Source organism: Pseudomonas sp. CYM-20-01 (assembly GCF_023169845.1).
Lineage (GTDB): Bacteria > Pseudomonadota > Gammaproteobacteria > Pseudomonadales > Pseudomonadaceae > Aquipseudomonas > Aquipseudomonas azotoformans.
Map to the genome: position 1 here is coordinate 2,211,727 of NZ_AP025169.1, position 19,493 is coordinate 2,231,219.

The 19,493-nt window shown below is 63.1% G+C and carries 23 protein-coding genes; 18 read left to right on the forward strand and 5 right to left on the reverse strand.

Annotated features, from left to right (window positions below):
• Window positions 1–46: 46 nt before the first annotated feature.
• Complete coding sequence (locus M2497_RS10000; RefSeq protein WP_248487190.1) at window positions 47–1,255, forward strand: ammonium transporter; 1,209 nt, start codon at window positions 47–49, stop codon at window positions 1,253–1,255.
• Here M2497_RS10000 and M2497_RS10005 read toward each other — a convergent pair.
• On the reverse strand, window positions 1,242–2,966 hold the full coding sequence (locus M2497_RS10005; protein ID WP_248487191.1) for a monovalent cation:proton antiporter-2 (CPA2) family protein: 1,725 nt from the start codon (window positions 2,964–2,966) through the stop codon (window positions 1,242–1,244). The genes M2497_RS10000 and M2497_RS10005 overlap by 14 nt on opposite strands.
• 155 nt (window positions 2,967–3,121) lie before the next feature.
• Between M2497_RS10005 and M2497_RS10010 the strand changes: the two genes are divergently transcribed.
• The 3 genes from M2497_RS10010 to M2497_RS10020 all read left to right on the forward strand — a co-directional run bounded on the left by M2497_RS10010 (window position 3,122) and on the right by M2497_RS10020 (window position 4,728).
• Window positions 3,122–3,358, forward strand: a complete 237-nt coding sequence (locus tag M2497_RS10010; RefSeq protein ID WP_058427940.1) for a glutaredoxin family protein — start codon at window positions 3,122–3,124, stop codon at window positions 3,356–3,358.
• A 73-nt stretch (window positions 3,359–3,431) separates the two neighbouring features.
• Window positions 3,432–3,767, forward strand: coding sequence for a hypothetical protein (locus M2497_RS10015; RefSeq protein WP_010565034.1), 336 nt, complete (start codon window positions 3,432–3,434; stop codon window positions 3,765–3,767).
• 70 nt (window positions 3,768–3,837) lie between these two features.
• On the forward strand, window positions 3,838–4,728 hold the full coding sequence (locus M2497_RS10020; RefSeq protein WP_248487192.1) for a pseudouridine synthase: 891 nt from the start codon (window positions 3,838–3,840) through the stop codon (window positions 4,726–4,728).
• Between the two features lie 125 nt (window positions 4,729–4,853).
• Here the strand turns inward: M2497_RS10020 and M2497_RS10025 are convergent, their stop codons facing one another.
• Window positions 4,854–5,075, reverse strand: a complete 222-nt coding sequence (locus tag M2497_RS10025) for a YgdI/YgdR family lipoprotein (protein WP_010211805.1) — start codon at window positions 5,073–5,075, stop codon at window positions 4,854–4,856.
• 79 nt (window positions 5,076–5,154) lie between these two features.
• Entirely contained in the window at window positions 5,155–5,757 is a 603-nt protein-coding gene (gene mobA / locus M2497_RS10030) for a molybdenum cofactor guanylyltransferase MobA (RefSeq protein ID WP_248487193.1), read from the reverse strand.
• Window positions 5,758–5,833: 76 nt separating this feature from the next.
• Here mobA and moaB point away from each other — a divergent pair, with 76 nt between their 5' ends.
• Together moaB and glp are read left to right on the forward strand one after the other, a co-directional pair.
• Window positions 5,834–6,373 carry a molybdenum cofactor biosynthesis protein B gene (gene moaB, locus M2497_RS10035; RefSeq protein WP_248487195.1) on the forward strand — a complete coding sequence of 180 codons (540 nt, stop codon included), beginning with the start codon at window positions 5,834–5,836 and terminating at the stop codon, window positions 6,371–6,373.
• Window positions 6,357–7,583, forward strand: coding sequence for a gephyrin-like molybdotransferase Glp (gene glp / locus M2497_RS10040; RefSeq protein ID WP_248487197.1), 1,227 nt, complete (start codon window positions 6,357–6,359; stop codon window positions 7,581–7,583). The genes moaB and glp overlap by 17 nt, the downstream gene beginning before the upstream one ends.
• A 118-nt stretch (window positions 7,584–7,701) precedes the next feature.
• On the opposite strand, the gene M2497_RS10045 is transcribed toward glp, so the two are convergent.
• Window positions 7,702–8,031: an EscU/YscU/HrcU family type III secretion system export apparatus switch protein gene (locus tag M2497_RS10045; RefSeq protein WP_248487199.1), complete on the reverse strand. Its 330-nt coding sequence runs from the start codon at window positions 8,029–8,031 to the stop codon at window positions 7,702–7,704.
• Window positions 8,028–9,605, reverse strand: a complete 1,578-nt coding sequence (locus M2497_RS10050) for a flagellar hook-length control protein FliK (protein ID WP_248487201.1) — start codon at window positions 9,603–9,605, stop codon at window positions 8,028–8,030. The genes M2497_RS10045 and M2497_RS10050 overlap by 4 nt, the downstream gene beginning before the upstream one ends.
• Before the next feature lie 200 nt (window positions 9,606–9,805).
• Here M2497_RS10050 and ccmA point away from each other — a divergent pair, with 200 nt between their 5' ends.
• The 12 genes from ccmA to phnD all read left to right on the forward strand — a co-directional run bounded on the left by ccmA (window position 9,806) and on the right by phnD (window position 19,483).
• Window positions 9,806–10,441, forward strand: a complete 636-nt coding sequence (gene ccmA / locus M2497_RS10055) for a cytochrome c biogenesis heme-transporting ATPase CcmA (RefSeq protein WP_248487203.1) — start codon at window positions 9,806–9,808, stop codon at window positions 10,439–10,441.
• Window positions 10,438–11,106: a heme exporter protein CcmB gene (gene ccmB, locus M2497_RS10060; protein WP_248487205.1), complete on the forward strand. Its 669-nt coding sequence runs from the start codon at window positions 10,438–10,440 to the stop codon at window positions 11,104–11,106. The genes ccmA and ccmB overlap by 4 nt, the downstream gene beginning before the upstream one ends.
• Window positions 11,107–11,191: 85 nt before the next feature.
• Entirely contained in the window at window positions 11,192–11,947 is a 756-nt protein-coding gene (locus M2497_RS10065; protein ID WP_248487206.1) for a heme ABC transporter permease, read from the forward strand.
• Window positions 11,944–12,120, forward strand: coding sequence for a heme exporter protein CcmD (ccmD, locus tag M2497_RS10070; RefSeq protein ID WP_061435869.1), 177 nt, complete (start codon window positions 11,944–11,946; stop codon window positions 12,118–12,120). The genes M2497_RS10065 and ccmD overlap by 4 nt, the downstream gene beginning before the upstream one ends.
• A complete protein-coding gene (gene ccmE / locus M2497_RS10075; protein ID WP_042570794.1) occupies window positions 12,117–12,572 on the forward strand; it encodes a cytochrome c maturation protein CcmE in 456 nt (151 codons plus the stop codon). The genes ccmD and ccmE overlap by 4 nt, the downstream gene beginning before the upstream one ends.
• 3 nt (window positions 12,573–12,575) lie before the next feature.
• Window positions 12,576–14,564: a heme lyase CcmF/NrfE family subunit gene (locus M2497_RS10080; protein ID WP_058427928.1), complete on the forward strand. Its 1,989-nt coding sequence runs from the start codon at window positions 12,576–12,578 to the stop codon at window positions 14,562–14,564.
• Complete coding sequence (locus tag M2497_RS10085; RefSeq protein WP_016978490.1) at window positions 14,561–15,097, forward strand: DsbE family thiol:disulfide interchange protein; 537 nt, start codon at window positions 14,561–14,563, stop codon at window positions 15,095–15,097. Before M2497_RS10080 ends, M2497_RS10085 begins: the two co-directional genes overlap by 4 nt.
• Entirely contained in the window at window positions 15,094–15,567 is a 474-nt protein-coding gene (locus M2497_RS10090) for a cytochrome c-type biogenesis protein (RefSeq protein ID WP_248487207.1), read from the forward strand. Before M2497_RS10085 ends, M2497_RS10090 begins: the two co-directional genes overlap by 4 nt.
• Window positions 15,560–16,744 (forward strand): c-type cytochrome biogenesis protein CcmI, encoded by a 1,185-nt coding sequence (gene ccmI / locus M2497_RS10095; RefSeq protein WP_248487208.1) that lies wholly within the window; start codon window positions 15,560–15,562, stop codon window positions 16,742–16,744. The genes M2497_RS10090 and ccmI overlap by 8 nt, the downstream gene beginning before the upstream one ends.
• A 15-nt stretch (window positions 16,745–16,759) precedes the next feature.
• Window positions 16,760–17,152: a hypothetical protein gene (locus tag M2497_RS10100; RefSeq protein ID WP_248487209.1), complete on the forward strand. Its 393-nt coding sequence runs from the start codon at window positions 16,760–16,762 to the stop codon at window positions 17,150–17,152.
• A 463-nt stretch (window positions 17,153–17,615) separates the two neighbouring features.
• On the forward strand, window positions 17,616–18,449 hold the full coding sequence (gene phnC / locus M2497_RS10105) for a phosphonate ABC transporter ATP-binding protein (RefSeq protein ID WP_248487210.1): 834 nt from the start codon (window positions 17,616–17,618) through the stop codon (window positions 18,447–18,449).
• Window positions 18,450–18,481: 32 nt separating this feature from the next.
• Entirely contained in the window at window positions 18,482–19,483 is a 1,002-nt protein-coding gene (phnD, locus tag M2497_RS10110; RefSeq protein WP_248487212.1) for a phosphonate ABC transporter substrate-binding protein, read from the forward strand.
• Window positions 19,484–19,493 lie beyond the last annotated feature (10 nt).

The window sequence follows — 19,493 nt, forward strand, 5'->3', positions numbered from 1 at the left end:
AACCGCTTTGGTGCTTTTTGCCTTTACTACAGGCCTGCCAACCTCCATGGACAATATGCAAAGCGCGGTGGACACCCTGATCCACAGCTCCAATACCCTGTTTATCCTGATCGGCGCGGTCATGGTCCTGGCCATGCACGCCGGCTTCGCGTTCCTCGAAGTCGGCACGGTGCGCCAGAAGAACCAGGTCAACGCCTTGTCGAAGATCCTCAGCGACTTCGCCATCTCCACACTGGCCTATTTCTTTATAGGCTATTGGATCTCCTACGGGGTGAGCTTCATGCAACCGGCGGCGGTGATCAGCGCCGACCATGGCTACGGCCTGGTGAAGTTCTTCTTCCTGCTGACCTTTGCGGCGGCGATCCCGGCGATCATTTCCGGGGGGATTGCCGAGCGGGCACGGTTTGCGCCGCAGCTCTGCGCGACCGCGTTGATCGTGGCGTTTATCTACCCGTTTTTCGAGGGCATGGTGTGGAACGGCAATTTCGGCCTGCAGGCCTGGTTGCTCGCGACGTTCGGCGCCAGCTTCCATGATTTCGCCGGCTCCGTGGTGGTCCACGCCATGGGCGGCTGGCTGGCGCTGGCGGCGGTGTTGCTGCTTGGCCCGCGCAACGGGCGCTACCGCGAAGGGCGCCTGGTGGCGTTCGCGCCGTCGAGCATTCCGTTCCTGGCATTGGGGTCGTGGATCCTGATTGTCGGTTGGTTTGGCTTCAACGTGATGAGTGCGCAAACGTTGAATGGCGTCAGTGGCCTGGTGGCGGTCAACTCGCTGATGGCCATGGTTGGCGGCACCGTCGCAGCCTTGATCATTGGCCGCAACGATCCGGGTTTCCTGCATAACGGCCCGCTGGCCGGGCTGGTGGCCATTTGTGCGGGTTCCGACTTGATGCACCCGGTGGGCGCACTGGTCACAGGGGCCGTCGCCGGTGGTTTGTTTGTGTGGTTCTTTATCGCCGCCCAGGATCGCTGGAAGATCGACGACGTGTTGGGCGTGTGGCCGTTGCATGGCCTGTGCGGCGTGTGGGGCGGCATTGCCTGCGGCATCTTCGGCCAGACGGCGCTGGGTGGACTGGGCGGTGTCAGCCTGGTCAGCCAGTTGATCGGCACCGCCCTTGGCGTGTTGGTCGCGTTGGCCGGCGGCCTGCTGGTGTACGGCGTGATCAAGCGCGTGCATGGGCTGCGCCTGAGCCAGGAAGAGGAGTATTACGGCGCGGATCTGTCGATCCATAAGATCGGCGCGGTCAGTCAGGATTGATCGGCTCGTCTGCCTGGCGATAAAAACCGTGCAGCAGGCGGTAGCGGTTCTGTCGTACTTCATCGACCCGCGCCTGCACCTGTTGGTCCGGCAGGCCCAATAGAATCAGGGCGTGGGAGGCAAGCATCAGGCTTGACTCCAATAGTTCGGGCACCACTTCGCTGGCGCCTGCGGCCTTCAGCTCAGCCAGTTGGCTGTCGTCGCGGGTGCGTACCAGGATCGGCACTTCGGTGTTGATCCGGCGTGCTTCCTTCAACACCACCAGCGCGACATCGGTGTTGTCTACGGCAATCACCACCAACCGTGCGCGCTCCAGGCCGACCGCACTGAGCAATGCGCCACGCCGGCAATCACCGTAGTGCACGCTGCTGTCTTCGGTGGCGGCTTCCTGTACCCGTTCCGGGTCGTCATCCAGAGCGATGAATGCCTGTTGTTCCTTGCGCAGAAAGCGTCCGATGGATTGGCCGACGCGACCATAGCCGCAGATCACCGCGTGGCCGTGCAGCTCGGCGTTGAGCGCGGTGATGGCTTCCAGTTGCACTTGCTGGTTGGGCTTGCGGTGCAGGCGCAGGGCAATGCCCGGCGCGGCACGCAGCAGCAGGGGTGTCAGCAGCATCGAGCAGAAGGTGGCGGCGAGCAGCAAGCCGTTGAATTCATCCGGGATCAGTCGGCTCTGCTGCATCTGTGCCATCAACGCAAAGCAGAACTCGCCGCCCTGGGCCAGTGCCAGGCCGCTGCGCCAGGCGGTTTCGCTGTCGCTGCCGCGCAGCTTGACCAGCGCGGCGACCACACAGCCCTTGACCAGCATCAGGGTGAGGGTCAGGGCGAGGATCAACAGGCTGTGGCTGACGAACAGTTGCAGGTCGATGAGCATGCCGATACTGACGAAAAACAGCCCCAGCAGGATGTCGCGAAACGGACGGATATCTGCCTCGATCTGATGGCGGTAGTGGCTTTCTCCCAACAGCATGCCGGCCAGGAACGCGCCGAGGGCAGGGGAGAGCCCCAGCAGGTGCGTGAGCCAGGCGGTCAGCAACACAATCACCAGCGCCAGCAGTACAAACAGCTCGGCCGAGTGCGAGGCGGCCACCTCATGAAACAAGCGCGGCAGCAGCCAGCGACTGGCAAGCAGCAGGCCGACAAACAACACCACGGTCTTGCCCAGGGTCAGTGGCAGCGCCCAGTACCAGGCTTGTTCGCCGGTGCCGGCAAACACCGGCACCAGGGTCAGCAACAGCACCGCCACCACGTCCTGGAACAGCAACACGCCAATCGCGTTCTGGCCATGGCTGCTGAAGATTTCACCGAGGCTGGTCAACTCCTTGCTGACGATGGCCGTGGATGACAGCGCCAGCCCTGCGCCCAGTAACAACGCGATACCCGGCGCCACCCCCAGGATCATCAACAAGATGCCCAGCAGTGCCCCGCAGCCCAACACCTGCAGACTGCCCAGGCCGAACACCACGCGGCGCAGGGCGAGCATCTTGGTCAGGGAAAATTCCAGGCCCAGGGAGAACAGCAGGAACACCACGCCCAGTTCGGCGAGGTCGGGCAGCTCCTCGCTGTCATTCACCCAGTCCAGCGCGGTAGGCCCCACGGCCAGGCCGACGCACAGGTAGCCCAGCACGGGCGGCAGTTGCAGCCGGCGAAACAGCGCAATCACCACCAGGGATGAGGCCAGAATGATCAGCAGGTTGGCAAACACACGCATCTCCATTGCAAGGGGGCAGGCAAAAAGCCGCGAGAATCGCTGAAACAGTTATAGGCCATGGTGACCTGGGTCAGGGTTTTCAGGGGCTGGTTTCTCGCCACAGGTTTTCGTCAGGCTTAGAATGTTGGCCTACTTTCTGATCAGGTCCATTCGTCATGCTTCCTGAATGCCAGTTGTTCGGCACCCTGGGTTGCCATCTATGTGAAATTGCTGAAGCCGAAATCATGCCGCTCGTCGAACACGGGTTGCTGGTGGAGCTGGTGGATATCGCCGACCCCGACGACCTGACCGAAGCCTACGGCCTGCGGATTCCGGTACTCCGCCGGGTGGACACGGGGGCGGAACTGGATTGGCCATTTGACTCACAACAGGTCGTGGCCTTCCTTCGTTGAGTTTATGCGATGGCAGGTTTCCAAATATTACGTTACTGTATGTTTGTACAGCGATTGAATAGAGGGAACGCCCGTGGTGAATGTTGAACAACTGAAAAGCAGCGTCAATCGCATGTCTGCCGACGTCGTGCGCGACGCGGTGAACGAGCTGCGCCTCGATGGCCTGGTCACGGAAGGCAAGACGCCTTTTAACAAGGTGCATTTCAATACCTGCTTTGCCGAGATCGAGGCGCTGTTCCAGCGCGCCGGTTACCACAAGCAGCTGGATGTGGTGGGTTACCAGGGCTTGTTGTACGCGTTGTACGATCCAGGCCGCTGGGAAGCCGTGGACGTGTTGCGCTGGCTCAAGGAATTCACCGAGGCCGCGAGTGCCTCGCCGATCCTGCGGGCGGAGTTGGCCAAGGCCTGAATCCGCCCTAGGCTCAATCCCGCCCGATGCGGGATAATGCCCGCCGGTTTTCCCAGGCTTTGAGCATTTCATGTCGACTTCCGTTTTTATCGCCTCCGAGCACCAAGCCAGCACCCTGTATTTGCCGCCCGGTCCTTGGGCGACGGTGCTCGATTGCCTGTGCGAGCACTTCCCGGCGATCGGCCGCGAACAGTGGCTCGACCGCATCGCCCGTGGCCGGGTGCTGGACATCGACGGCAGCCCCATCAGCCTGGACCTGGCCTACAAGGAAGGCCTGTGCATCTATTACTTCCGCGAAGTGCCGAACGAGAAAGTCATCCCGGTGCAGGAAACCATCCTGTACGCCGATGAGCACCTGGTGGTCGCTGACAAACCGCACTTCCTGCCCGTGACCCCCGCCGGTGAATACGTCGAGCAAACCCTGCTGCGCCGCTTGATTCGCCGCCTGGACAACCCGTCGCTGGTGCCCTTGCATCGCATCGACCGGCACACGGCGGGGCTGGTGTTGTTCTCGGCCCACCCGGCCAGCCGCTCGGCATATCAGCAATTGTTTCCCACCCGCCAGATCGACAAGTTCTACGAAGCCATCGCTCCGGCCCTGCCGAACTTGACGTTCCCCCTGGTGCATAAAAGCCGCCTGGTCGATGGCGAGCCGTTCTTTCGCATGCAGGAAGGGCCTGGCGCGAGTAACACCGAAACGGCGGTGGAAGTGCGCGAAAAGAACGGCGATCTATGGCGCTATGGCCTGTTTCCCGTCACCGGCAAGAAGCACCAGTTGCGTGTGCACATGAGTGCCCTCGGCGCGAGTATTTGTAACGACCCGTTCTACCCTGACGTGATCAAGGACGCGGTAGACGACTACGCCAACCCGCTGAAACTGCTGGCCCAGGGGGTGCGGTTTATCGACCCGGTTACGGGCGAAGAACGCAGTTTCCGCAGCCGGATCACCCTCGACTGGTAACCGCCAGAAACGACAAGGCCCGCGCGAGGCGGGCCTTGGATTAACCGGATAGCTGGGGCTTTCTGATACTGCGTGGTGTCCCGTTCAGGGCGGCTTCGCCACCCAGCGCGGGGCAAGCCCGCTCACTACAGGTCTTTGACGGTGCGAACCTGATCCTTATTGATGCGGGTGCGCTTGCCGTCAAGTTGTTCGAATTCGTAGAAACCCGAATCTTCATTGTATTTCGGGGTGTCGACGGCCTGGATTTCGCGACCGTCATTCAGGGTGATCACTGTCGGCGAGGCGCAACCGGCGAGGGTGGCGAGGCCCAGTGCAAGCATGAGAGCGGCGATGGTCCGTTGAGTCATGAGTTTGTCTCCGAGAGAATTCTTTTAAATAGCTGACCTTGTGACGCGCAGGGCATCGACAAAGTTCCTGATGCGAGGTTCATTCTGACACGCCCGAGCGCGTCTGTAACAGCTCCGGCGTATTAAGGTTGGCCAGGCGCGGGTCATCCGCCGGGCACTCAAGGCCCATGCCGCCCAGTTGCAGGAAGAGCTTGCGCGGGCTGCGCTCACCGGCGTGCCAGGCGCGCTCCACCGCGTCCCGCAGGGCGGAGGGGAGGATGCAGATCAGCGGCTCCCAGAACTCACCATGGCGCACCATTACCGGCAGCAGCGGGTTGCGCCGTGCAGTCTCACACAGGTCAGCGAGCAACCCTGCGTCGATATGCGGCACATCGCACGGCAGTATCAGCAGGTGCGCGTGGCGCGCGGCGGCGAGTCCTGCGCGGATACCGGCGAGTGGGCCGGGAAAGTCCGGGCTGTCGTCGTTGACCAATTGGTCGGCATACGCGGCGTAGTGTTGCGGGTTGCGGTTGCACGAGATGATCAAGTCATCCGTCAGCGGCCGCACCAGGCGCTGCAAATGGGCGATCAGGGGCTGGCCGTGCCATTCCAGCAGGCCTTTGTCCTGGCCGCCCATGCGCTGGCCACGCCCACCGGACAGCAGCAAGACCGAACAGGGCAGGGGCGATGAATCGATAGGCATGACGGTTCCGCAGCGGCAGCAAAAGGGGGGCCTGTGATATAACATCGGGCTGTTCCTTCGACAACCGGACCGTGCCATGAAAGCCAAGGCAGATGCGCCCTTCGTACCCCTGAACATCGCTGTATTGACTGTCAGCGACACCCGCACCCTCGACACTGATACCTCCGGCCAGGTCTTCGTCGACCGCCTCACCGCTGCTGGCCACAACCTGGCCGAGCGCGTGCTGCTCAAGGACGACCTCTACAAGATCCGCGCCCAGGTCGCCCACTGGATCGCCGAAGACGTGGTGCAAGTGGTGCTGATCACCGGCGGCACCGGCTTTACCTGCCGTGACAGCACCCCCGAAGCCGTGAGCTGCCTGCTGGACAAGCAGGTCGATGGTTTTGGCGAACTGTTCCGCCAGATCTCCGTGGCGGACATCGGCACCTCTACCGTGCAGTCCCGCGCCCTGGCCGGCCTGGCCAATGGCACCCTGGTGTGCTGCCTGCCGGGTTCCACCAATGCGGTGCGTACCGGTTGGGACGGCATCCTCGCCGAGCAACTGGACAACCGTCACCGCCCGTGCAACTTCGTCCCGCACCTGAAACAGGCCGAGCCTTGTGAATCCCGTGGGTAAGCCCGGCAAGACCGGCGCCCTGATGCCGGTGGAAGACGCGTTGGCGCAACTGCTGGCCATGGCCGAAGCCGCACCGATCCGTGAGCAGCAAACCTTGCCCCTGGCGGACTGCGACGGGCGGGTATTGGCCCAGGACCTGGTCTCCACCCTCGACCTGCCGCCCTGGCCGAACAGCGCCATGGACGGCTACGCCGTGCGTCTGTCGGACTGGATCGGCGAACCTATGGTGGTCAGCCAGCGCATCTTCGCAGGCCAGGCGCCACAGCCGTTGGCTGCCGGCACCTGCGCGCGCATTTTCACCGGAGCACCGGTGCCTGAAGGCGCCGACTGCGTGGAAATGCAGGAAAACGCCGTGGTCCACGCCGATGAGCGCGTGAGCTTCACCGAGCCGCTGCACCTCGACCAGAACATCCGCCCACAGGGCCAGGAAACCACGGCTGGCGAGTTGGTTTTGTCGGCCGGCACGCGCCTGGGCCCGATCGAACTCGGGCTTGCCGCCTCCCTGGGGCGCGACTGCCTGGAGGTGGTGCGCCGCCCACGTGTGGCGGTGCTGTCCACCGGTGATGAACTGATCGAGCCGGGTTTGCCACTGGGGCCGGGCCAGATCTACAACAGCAATCGGCGCGTGCTGTGCTCGTGGCTTGCGCGCCTGGGTTGTGAAGTGATCGATGCCGGCATCCTGCCCGACGACCTGGAGCAAACCCGCACGCGCCTGGGCGACCTGGGCAGCGTCGACCTGATCCTGTCGACCGGCGGTGTGTCGGTGGGCGAGGCGGATTTCCTTGGCATCGCCCTGCGTGAAGAGGGCGAGCTGGCCCTGTGGAAACTGGCGATCAAACCGGGCAAGCCGCTGACCTTCGGGCACTTCCGTGGCGTGCCGGTGATCGGCTTGCCAGGCAACCCGGCGTCGACGCTGGTGACGTTCGCACTATTGGCGCGCCCTTATCTGCTGCGCCGCCAAGGTGTGCAAGAGGTGGAGCCACTGCGTTTCGAGGTGCCGGTGGGATTCACCTGGCCAAAACCGGGTAACCGCCGTGAATACCTGCGTGGGCGCATCGAGCAGGGCAAGGCGATCATCTACCGCAACCAGAGCTCCGGCGTGCTGCGCAGTGCGGCGTGGGCGGAGGGGTTTGTGGAGGTGTTGGAAGGCACGACGCTGGCGATCGGCGATCGGGTCAACTTCATCCCGCTCAGTGAAGTCCTGAACTGACCCAATCCAAATGTGGGAGGGGGCTTGCCCCCGATGGCGGTGTATCAGTCAACTTAAGTGTGACTGACACTCTGCTATCGGGGGCAAGCCCCCTCCCACATATGATTCTTCATATGCCTCAGTAATCGTCGCCGCGCTCGGTGATGTCGCGCTCCACCGGCCCCGCATTCGGGTCATACCCCACCGGGAACTTGCCCTTCAGCGTCCACGCAAACGCAATGATCTCGGCAATCGTGCGGTACAGCTCCTCGGGAATACTGTCGCCCAGTTCCATCCGCGCCAGCAGCTTGACCAGCTCGGCGTTTTCGTAGATCGGTACTTCGTGTTCCCGCGCCAGCTTGAGGATCGCTTCGGCCAGGGCGTCGTCGCCCTTGGCCGTCAGGGTGGGGGCCTGCTGGCCGTCGTACTTGAGGGCAATCGCCTGGCGCGGCGGTATCGGGTTCTTCATGCGGTTTCATCCACCCAGCGTTGTTCCAGCCCGGTTTTTGGCCCGCGCGGCGGGGTGCCGAGGTGGCAATCGAGGTCGCCGACGTTGATGCCCGAGGTCACCAGGCGTTCGCGCAGGTTGCCCAAGTGGCTTTCGATCAGGCTGGCGGTGAAGGGCCGCGAGGCCCACAGCTGGCTGGACAGTTTGCCCTGGCTCAGTTGCGCCTGGACCTGCAATGGCCCCAGCGGCTCCATGTCGAAGGCCAGCTCGACGCGCCAGAGCATCTGCTTGGCGTCCTTCTTGTCCTTGCGTTCGGGCTGGTCCTTGTCCGGCGCCGGTTCCTCGCGCTGGAACTTGACCTGCAACGGCACTATGTCTTGCAAGGTGCGCATGGGGATTTCCAGCTGCCAGGTGGTTTGCAAGCGGCCGTCGGCGGTGGTGCCGGTCTGTTCCAGGCTCGACAGCTGATGGCTTTGCAGCCGTGAAATTGCGCCGGCGGCCAGGCGCAGCAGGTTTTCCAGGTCGCCTTCACCTTCCAGTTTCGCCATCAGCCGTTCGGGCAGTGGGAAGCCGGCGGGTAGTTGCCGGGCGCTGACCTGGCCAAGTGTGTTCAGTGGGCTGCGCACGAAGTTGGGCAGCACCTGGGCCAGGGTGTTGGCGGCGAGGATCGCGGTCATGTTGGTGCTGGCGGGCAGGGCGGGCAGCAAGTCCGCGACCAGGCGCAGCAACGCGCCTTTCATGTCCAGCGGCGGGATTTGCGGGTTCTGCCCGGCGAGCAGCTTGGCTTCAAGAAAGGCGCCGCTGTTCTGGATGACTTGCGCCAGTACCTTGGGGTTGCTGACTTGCGCCAGGTCCGGCAAAGCAGCCAACAGGCGCTCGGCGGCGGCGCGCAGATCGGCGGAGGTGCTGTCGCCGCGAGGCAGGTTCTGCAGGGCGGTGAAGACAGCATCCAACGAGCCCTGGCGACTTTGCTGGGTCGACAGTTGCTGGCTGACCGCCAGTTGATCCTTGAGCCCGCTCAACGGCACAAAGCTCAGGGTCTGCGCGTTTTGCACCACGGCGCTGAGCAGGCTGCCGACGCGCAGGGGCTGAGGGCTTTCCACGGTCAGGGTCGCGCCCGCCAGGGCGTTGTTGAGCACAGTGACCAGCGAGCGGTAGATCGCCGGCTGCGCGGTGCCCTGGGGCAGCATCTGGGTAGTCAGCACCTTGGCCTGCAACAGCGTGCCCACCGGTATCTGGTTGGTGTCAATGCGAGTGAGGGCGGCGACATTGGCGCTCAAGGCCTGCTGCAGGCTTAGGGTCAGGTTACCCGCAGGCGTCTGGCTCACCGCCACATTGCTGCCCAGCGGCAGCGGCTGCGGGCTGCTGGCCTGCACCAGGGTCTGGCGGCCGCCTTCCAGGGTCAACTTGAGCAGCAACTGGAAGGCCTCGCCGCCTTGTTTCAGGGCGATGACTTCGGCGTTTGCGGTTTTCCCGGGGTCGATCAGGCCGATCTGCGGCTCCAGCAGTTTCAGCAACTCACCGGCTGCGGGCGCAGGGCCCGGCCCGGCTGCCGGGGCGGGTGCAAGCGTAGGAAGGTTGATCTCACCGGTCATCGCGCGCGTCGTCTCTGGGGAAATTGCCCTCTTTAGAGTAGGGCATCACATGTATAATGCCGCCCGTCTGCAAAGAGAGCGGTAAAAACCTCACAACTATTTGATCCAGCTCTCTAAAATCGGTCGCCAAAGCCGTTATTGTGCATTTCTCTTTAACGGCCGCTGCACCGCCGACTTGAACCGTAAAGGCCCGCGATCTTTTGACCAGCCCTCTTCTTGAAGCCGTAGCGCTTGCCTGTGAACGCGACCTGCGCCTGCTGTTCGAGCACCTCGAACTGCGGCTGGCGGGCGGTGACATGGTGCAAGTCAGCGGCCCCAACGGCAGTGGCAAGACCAGTTTGCTGCGCCTGTTGGCCGGGCTGATGCAGCCGACCGCCGGTGAGGTTAGACTCAACGGCAAGCCCCTCAACCAACAACGCAGCGAACTTGCCCGCAACCTGGTGTGGATCGGCCACGCCGCCGGTATCAAAGACGTGCTCACCGCTGAAGAAAACCTCAGCTGGCTCAGCGCCCTGCATCATCCCGCTTCCCGCGAGGCCATCTGGCAGGCCCTGGCCGCTGTCGGCCTCAAGGGTTTCGAAGACGTTCCCTGCCACACCTTGTCCGCTGGCCAACAGCGCCGCGTGGCCCTGGCGCGTTTGTACCTGCCGGGCCCACCGCTGTGGATCCTCGACGAACCCTTCACCGCCCTTGATAAACAAGGCGTTGCCCAGTTGGAAGAGCACCTGGCCCGGCACTGTGAACAGGGCGGCCTGGTGGTGCTCACCACCCACCACACCTTGGCGCGCATGCCCTCAGGCTACCGCGAGCTGGACCTTGGCCGGTGGTCGGCATGAGCGTCTTCGCCTTGTTGGTCGCCCGCGAAGCGCGGCTGCTGTGCCGTCGTCCGGCCGAACTGGCCAACCCGCTGGTGTTCTTTGCGATTGTTATCGCGCTGTTCCCGTTGGCGGTTGGCCCCGAGACTAAACTGTTGCAAACCTTGTCCCCAGGGCTGGTGTGGGTGGCCGCGCTTTTATCGGTCCTGCTCTCGCTGGACGGGCTGTTTCGCGGTGATTTCGAAGACGGCTCCCTGGAACAGTGGGTCCTTTCGTCGCACCCCCTGCCACTTCTGGTACTGGCCAAGGTACTGGCACACTGGGCTTTTTCCGGCCTCGCGCTAGTCTTGCTCTCGCCGCTGCTGGCGATGATGCTCGGGTTGCCCACCGAATGCCTGCCGATCCTGCTGCTGAGCCTGTTGCTCGGTACGCCGGTGCTCAGCCTGTTGGGCGCAGTAGGCGCGGCGTTGACCGTGGGTTTGAAGCGGGGCGGCCTGTTGCTGGCCCTGTTGATTCTGCCTTTGTACATCCCGGTATTGATCCTGGGCAGCGGTGCCTTGCAAGCCGCGCTCATGGGCATGCCAGCGACCGGTTACCTGTTGTGGCTGGGTAGCCTGACCGCCCTGGCGGTCACCCTGACACCCTTTGCTATAGCGGCCGGCCTGAAGATCAGCGTCGGCGAATAATGAGGTCTGACTAAGTGTTATGTCTTAGTCAGTAAAGACCCTAAGCTTTTCGCAACGACGAAAAGCAACCGTGATGGAAACAGCAATGAACTGGACCTGGTTTCACAAGCTCGGCTCGCCCAAATGGTTCTATGGCATCAGCGGCAAGCTGTTGCCGTGGTTGAGCGTCGCCGCCGTGTTGCTGATCGGCATCGGCCTGGTCTGGGGCCTGGCCTTCGCGCCGCCGGACTACCAGCAAGGCAACAGCTTCCGCATCATCTATATCCACGTTCCCGCCGCCATGCTGGCCCAGTCCTGCTACGTGATGCTGGCGGTCTGCGGCGTTGTCGGCCTGGTGTGGAAGATGAAGCTCGCCGACGTGGCCCTGCAATGCGCCGCGCCCATCGGCGCCTGGATGACCGCCGTGGCGCTGGTCACCGGCGCGATCTGGGGCAAGCCCACCTGGGGCTCGTGGTGGGTGTGGGATGCGCGACTAACGTCCATGTTGATCCTGCTGTTCCTGTACTTCGGTCTGATTGCTCTGGGCAACGCGATCAGCAATCGTGACAGCGCCGCCAAGGCCTGCGCGGTGCTGGCGATTGTCGGCGTGATCAACATCCCGATCATCAAATACTCGGTGGAGTGGTGGAACACCCTGCACCAGGGCGCCACCTTCACCCTCACCGAAAAGCCGGCGATGCCCGTGGAGATGTGGGCGCCACTGCTGCTGATGGTGCTGGGGTTCTACTGCTTCTTCGGCGCCGTGCTGCTGCTGCGCATGCGCCTTGAAGTGCTCAAGCGTGAAGCCCGCACAAGTTGGGTCAAGGCCGAAGTGCAAAGCAGCCTGGGAGTGCGTGGATGAGTTTTGCTTCTTTCAGCGAGTTTCTCGCCATGGGCCATCACGGCCTGTACGTCTGGACCGCCTATGGCATCTGCCTGGCGGTGCTGGCCCTCAACGTCGCCGCGCCGATCCTGGCCCGCAAGCGTTACCTGCAACAAGAGGCGCGTCGTCTGCGCCGGGAGACCGAAAAGTGAATCCGCTGCGTAGAAAGCGTCTGTTGATCATCCTTGCCATCCTGGTGGGCGTCGGCATTGCCGTGGGCCTGGCCTTGAGCGCCTTGCAACAGAACATCAACCTGTTCTACACCCCGACTCAGATCGCCAATGGCGAAGCGCCTGTCGATACGCGTATCCGCGCCGGCGGCATGGTCGAAAAGGGCTCGCTGAAGCGCTCCGGTGACTCCCTCGACGTCACCTTCGTGGTCACCGACTTCAACAAAGCCGTGACCATCACCTACCGTGGCATCCTCCCGGACCTGTTCCGCGAAGGCCAGGGCATCGTCGCCCTGGGCAAGCTCAACGCCGACGGCGTGGTGGTCGCCGATGAAGTGCTGGCCAAGCACGATGAAAAATACATGCCGCCGGAGGTCACCAAGGCTCTGAAAGACAGCGGCCAATCCGCGCCAACGCCTGCCAAGGAGGGCTAAGCCATGACGTCCGCACTGTTTATTCCGGAGTTGGGCCAGTTGGCGATGATCCTCGCCCTGTGCTTTGCCATCGTCCAGGCCGTGGTGCCGTTGCTCGGTGCCTGGCGTGGCGACCGTTTGTGGATGAGCCTGGCGCAGCCGGCTGCGTGGGGCCAGTTTGCTTTCCTGCTGTTCGCCTTTGGCTGCCTGACCTACGCCTTCATGACCGACGATTTTTCCGTCGCCTATGTGGCCAATAACTCCAACAGCGCCTTGCCCTGGTACTTCAAGTTCAGCGCCGTGTGGGGCGCCCACGAAGGTTCGTTGCTGCTGTGGGCGCTGATTCTCGGCGGCTGGACCTTCGCCGTGTCGGTGTTCTCGCGCCAATTGCCGCAAGTGATGCTGGCGCGGGTGCTGGCGGTGATGGGCATGATCAGCATCGGCTTCCTGCTGTTCCTGATCATGACCTCCAACCCGTTCAGCCGCATCCTGCCGCAGATTCCGGCGGACGGGCATGACCTCAACCCGTTGCTGCAAGACATCGGCCTGATCGTGCACCCGCCGATGCTCTACATGGGCTACGTGGGCTTCTCGGTGGCCTTCGCCTTCGCCATCGCCGCCTTGCTCGGCGGGCGCCTTGATGCGGCCTGGGCGCGCTGGTCGCGGCCGTGGACCATCGTCGCCTGGGCGTTCCTCGGCATTGGTATCACGCTGGGCTCCTGGTGGGCCTATTACGAACTCGGCTGGGGCGGCTGGTGGTTCTGGGACCCGGTGGAAAACGCCTCCTTCATGCCCTGGCTGGTCGGTACTGCGCTGATTCACTCACTGGCTGTCACCGAGAAGCGTGGCGTGTTCAAGAGCTGGACCGTGCTGCTGGCCATCGCGGCATTTTCCCTCAGCCTGCTCGGCACCTTCCTCGTGCGTTCGGGTGTGCTGACGTCGGTGCATGCGTTTGCGTCCGACCCGGAGCGCGGCGTGTTTATCCTGATCTTCCTGCTGTTTGTGGTCGGTGGCTCCCTGACCCTGTTCGCCCTGCGCGCCCCGGTGGTCAAGAGCCAGGTCGGCTTTAACCTGTGGTCGCGGGAAACCCTGCTGCTGGGCAATAACCTGGTGCTGGTGGTGGCCGCGTCGATGATCCTGCTCGGCACCTTGTATCCGCTGGTGCTGGATGCGTTGAGCGGCGCCAAGCTGTCCGTGGGCCCGCCGTACTTCAACGCGTTGTTTATCCCATTGATGGGCCTGTTGATGGTGGTGATGGCGGTCGGCGTGCTGGTGCGCTGGAAAGACACCCCAGTCAAATGGCTGGCCGGCATGCTGATGCCGGTACTGCTCGGCAGCGTGGCCCTGGCGGTCATCGCCGGGTTTGCCTACGGCGACTTCAACTGGGCGGTGCTCGCCACTTTCCTGCTCGCCGCCTGGGTGTTGCTGGCCGGCGTGCGCGATATCTTCGACAAAACCCGCCACAAAGGCCTGATCAAAGGCCTGCCGACGTTGACCCGCAGCTACTGGGGCATGCAGGTCGCCCACATCGGCATCGCCGTATGCGCCCTCGGTGTGGTGTTGTCCAGCCAGAACAGCGCCGAACGCGACCTGCGCCTGGCGCCGGGCGAGTCCATGGACCTGGCCGGTTATCACTTCATCTTCGAAGGCGCCAAGCACTTCGAAGGGCCGAACTTCACCTCCGACAAAGGCACCGTGCGCGTCGTGCGCAACGGTAAGGAAGTGGCGGTGCTGCACCCGGAAAAACGCCTGTACACCGTGCAGAGCTCGATGATGACCGAAGCCGGGATCGACGCCGGTTTCACCCGTGACCTCTACGTCGCATTGGGTGAGCCGCTGGGCGACGGCGCCTGGGCCGTGCGGGTGCATGTGAAGCCGTTTGTGCGCTGGATCTGGTTCGGCGGCTTGCTCACGGGCTTTGGTGGTTTGCTCGCCGCGCTGGACCGGCGTTATCGGGTCAAAGTGAAAAGCCGGGTGCGTGAAGCCCTCGGCCTGCAAGGAGCGGCGGCATGAAGCGTTGGTTGATGGTGGTACCGCTGGCGATGTTCCTGGTGGTGGCGGTGTTTCTGTATCGCGGGCTGTACCTGGACCCGGCCGAGTTGCCTTCGGCGATGATCGGCAAACCGTTTCCGGCATTCAGCCTGCCGACCGTGCAGGGCGACAAGACCCTGACCCAGGCCGACCTGCTCGGCAAACCGGCGCTGGTCAACGTGTGGGGCACCTGGTGCATCTCCTGCCGCGTTGAACACCCGGTGCTCAACAAGCTGGCCGAGAAGGGCGTGGTGATCTATGGCATCAACTACAAGGACGACAACGCAGCCGCGTTGAAATGGCTGGCGGAATTCCACAACCCGTACCAGCTGGATATCCGCGATGAAGACGGCAACCTCGGTTTGAACCTGGGCGTGTACGGCGCCCCGGAAACCTTCTTCATCGATGCCAAGGGCGTAATCCGCGACAAGTACGTCGGCGTGATCGACGAAGTGGTCTGGCGCGAGCAGCTCGCCGCCAAGTACCAGGCCCTGGTCGATGAGGCCAAGCCATGAAGCGTCTGTTAGCCGCTGCCGTTTTAGCGTTGGGCTTGGCAAGCGTGGCCCACGCCGCCATCGACACCTACGAATTTGCCAACGACGCCGAGCGCGAGCGTTTCCGCGACCTGACCAAGGAACTGCGCTGCCCCAAGTGCCAGAACCAGGATATCGCCGACTCCAACGCACCGATCGCCGCCGACCTGCGCAAGGAAATCTTCCGCATGCTGGGGGAGGGCAAGGACAACCAGCAGATCATCGACTTCATGGTCGACCGCTACGGAGATTTCGTGCGCTACAAACCGGCGCTCACCGGCAAGACCGCGCTGCTCTGGTTCGGCCCTGCCGGACTGTTGCTGGCCGGCGTTGTGGTAATGGCCGTGATCGTGCGCCGCCGCCGCGCCGCGCCAACCGATGGTTCCGACGCGCTGTCCCTGGATGAGCGTAAACGCCTCGACCAATTGCTGGACACCAAGACTGATGATTGATTTCTGGCTCGCAGCCGGCCTGCTGCTTCTGATTGCCCTGAGTTTCCTGCTGATCCCGGTACTGCGCGGCCGCCGTGCCCAGCGCGAAGAGGATCGCACCGCGCTGAACGTGGCGCTGTACCAGGAACGCGTTGCCGAACTGCAAGTGCAGCAGGACGAAGGCGTACTGAATCCCGCGCAACTCGACACCGGCCGCGCCGAAGCTGCCCGCGAATTGCTCGCCGATACCGAGGGCGTGGAAAAGCCCCGTGAATCGCGCCTGGGCAAGCCGCTGCCGTTGTTGGCGGCGTTTCTGGTGCCGGTCCTCGGCGTTGCCCTGTACCTGCATTACGGGGCCAGCGACAAGGTTGAACTGACCCGCGAATTCGCCCAGCCGCCGGTGTCCATGGAAGACATGACCCAGCGCCTGGAACGCGCCGCAGCTGCCCAGCCGGACTCTGCCGAGGGCCTGTATTTCCTCGGCCGTGCCTATATGGCCCAGGACCGTTCCGCCGATGCGGCCAAGGTGTTCGAACGCACCGTGGCCCTTGCTGGTCGCCAGCCGGAACTGCTTGGCCAGTGGGCCCAGGCGCAGTATTTTGCCGACAACAAACAGTGGTCGCCCAAGGTTCAGGCCCTCACCGATGAGGCGCTGAAGCTTGATCCGAAGGAAGTTACCAGCCTGGGCCTGCTGGGTATCGCCGCCTTTGAAGGTCAGCGTTATCAAGAGGCGATCGACTACTGGAATCGATTGCTGGCCCAACTGCCACCGGACGATAACTCCCGTGCCGCCCTGCAAGGTGGCATCGACCGCGCTGCCGAAAAGCTCAAGGAAAGCGGCGGCACGGTTGCGCAGAAGGCCGTGATGAAAGTTCGGGTGGACCTGTCCGCCGAGGTGAAGGCCAAAGCCTTGCCAAGCGACAGCGTGTTCATCTTCGCCCGCGCCGTCAGTGGCCCGCCGGCACCCTTGGCGGCCAAGCGCGTGACCGTCGCCGAACTGCCGGTCACCGTCGAACTGGGCGATGCCGACGCGATGATGCCGCAATTGAAACTGTCCAACTTCCCCGAAGTCCAACTGGTTGCGCGCATATCCCGGGCCGGTCAGCCGACCACTGGCGAGTGGATCGGCCGCAGCCAACCCCTGGCCAGCACCACCACTGCCTTGCAGCAGCTGACCATCGACAGTCCGGACCAGTAAATCGAGGAAACGCCCATGACCGCATTTGCACGCATCACCTTGCTCAGCCTGGTATTGGGCCTGAGCGCTTGTGCGGTCCACCGCCCACCTCCCGCGCCCACCGGCCCGACCATTCCACCGTCCCCGTCAACCCAACCGAGCACCAAACCGTCCGGCCCGGTGACCCCAGCGCCGAAGCCAGTGCCGACCAAGTCGCCGACGTTTGCGCCACCTCCGGGCGCCGCCAGCCACTGGGACGGCAAGATGCAGGTGTATGTACTGGACGACCAGCCCGACACCTTCTATCGCCAGCGCACGTATTACCGCTGGAGCAACGGTTGGAGCCGCTCGATCAGCCCGAACGGACCTTGGGAAGACACCGACGTGCACGGTGTGCCACCGGGGTTGAGCAAGCAGTACGCGCAATGAAAAAAGGCGACCTATTACAGGTCGCCTTTTTTTGCGCTTTCAAATCAGGTCTCTCAACCACCGGAGATCAAAGGTGGGAGGGGGCTTGCCCCCGATGGCAGTGGGTCATTCTATAGAGGCGAACCCCTGTGGCGAGCAGGCTTGCCCTGCGTTGGGCTGCGAAGCGGCCCCGGAAGCTGGCGGCGGGTTCTGTCTGACATAACGCAGTGGCCTTACTGGGGCTGCTGCGCAGCCCAACGCGGGGCAAGCCCGCTCGCCACAACAAGCCCGCTCGCCACAAAAAAGCTCGTTCACCACTTAGCAGGGATGTGCTTTTAGATGTACTTGCAACCTTTCACAAAACCTTCATCCAACCGACCCCCTCCAGTCATGTGCAAGTCATAGGGCTGACACCTCCCGCGCCTACTGTCGTTTGAACTCAACCGCAGCCATCCCAGGCTGTTCAAACAAGACAGAGAAGCCCATGAATCACGCTATCCATGTCGATCACTTGAACAAGACCTTTGCGAAGAAATCCGCCTTGGTCGACCTCGAACTCACCATTGCCCCGGGTGAGATGGTCGCGCTGATTGGCGCTTCCGGTTCCGGCAAGTCCACCTTGTTGCGGCACCTGGCGGGCCTGGCCTGTTGCGACAAAAGCAACGGCGGCAGCGTCAAGGTGTTGGGCCGGGAAGTGCAGGCCAGTGGGCGCTTGAATGGCAAGGTGCGGCGGTTGCGCGCGGACATTGGCTATATCTTCCAGCAGTTCAACCTGGTCAATCGTCTGAGCGTGCTCGACAACGTGCTGCTCGGTTGCCTGGGCCGCATGCCGCGCTGGCGTGGCAGCCTCGGCTTGTTCAATGCCGAAGAAAAAGCGTTTGCCCTCGAGTCCCTGGCTCGCGTCGGCCTGGCCGATCTGGCGGCGCAACGTGCCTCGACCTTGTCCGGCGGCCAGCAGCAGCGCGTGGCGATTGCCCGGGCATTGACCCAGCGCGCCGAGGTAATCCTCGCCGACGAACCCATCGCCTCCCTCGACCCGGAGTCGGCGCGCAAGGTCATGGAGATCCTCGCCGACATCAACCGCCGCGACGGCAAGACCGTGGTGGTGACCTTGCATCAAGTCGATTACGCCATGCGTTATTGCCCGCGTGCCGTGGCCCTCAAAGGCGGGCGCATTCATTTCGACGGGCAGGGCAGTGCGATGAGCAGCCAGTTCCTCAACGATTTGTACGGTGCCGACGTCGACACCAGCCTGATGTTTTCCGACCAGACCCGCCACGCCACCGCCACCCCTCGGCTGGCCTTGGCGCGCGCTTGAAACCTTACTCACGACCCACAGGAAGCCTTTCCATGTTGAACCGTATCGGCCATGTGTTTCTGTCTGCCGTATTGCTGGCCAGTGTCGCGCTGGGCAACGCCCACGCCGCTGACAAGGTGATCAACTTCGGCATCATGTCCACCGAGTCTTCGCAGAACCTCAAGAGCATCTGGCAGCCATTCCTGGATGACATGCACAAGAAGACCGGCCTGACCATCAACGCCACCTTCGCCTCCGACTACGCCGGCCTGATCCAGGGCATGCGCTTCAACAAGGTCGACGTGGCCTGGCTCGGCAACAAGGCCGCGATGGAAGCGGTGGACCGTTCCAACGGCGAGATCTTCGCCCAGACCGCCGCCGCCAACGGTGCCGCCGGTTACTGGAGCGTGTTGATCGTGCGCAAAGACAGCCCGATCAACAACGTCGACGACATGCTCAAGAACGCCAAGAACCTGACCTTCGGCAACGGTGACCCGAACTCCACCTCGGGCTACCTGGTGCCGGGCTACTACGTGTTCGCCAAGAACAACGTGGATGCCGCCACCGCGTTCAAACGCACGCTCAACTCCAGCCATGAAGTCAACGCGTTGAGTGTGGCCAAGGGGCAACTGGACGTCGCCACCTTCAATACCGAGAGCTGGGAGCGCCTGGAAGTCACCCAACCGGACAAGGCCGCCATGCTCAAGGTGATCTGGAAATCGCCGCTGATCCCCGCCGACCCGATGGTGTGGAGCAAGGCGCTGAGCGACAGCGAGAAGGCCAAGATTCGCGACTTCTTCGCCCACTACGGCGACACCGATGAAGAGAAGGCGGTGCTGAAGAACATGCAGTTGGGCAAGTTCCTGCCGTCCAGCGATGACCAGCTGTTGCCGATCCGCCAGCTGGAGCTGTTCAAGCAGCGCACCACCGTCAGTGCCGACGACAAGCTGGAGGCTGCCGACAAGGCCAAGAAGCTGGCGGATATCGACGCCGACCTGGCCAAGCTGCAACAGCGCATCTCCGAGCTCGACAAGAAAACCGCAGCCAACGGTTAATTCCTGTGGG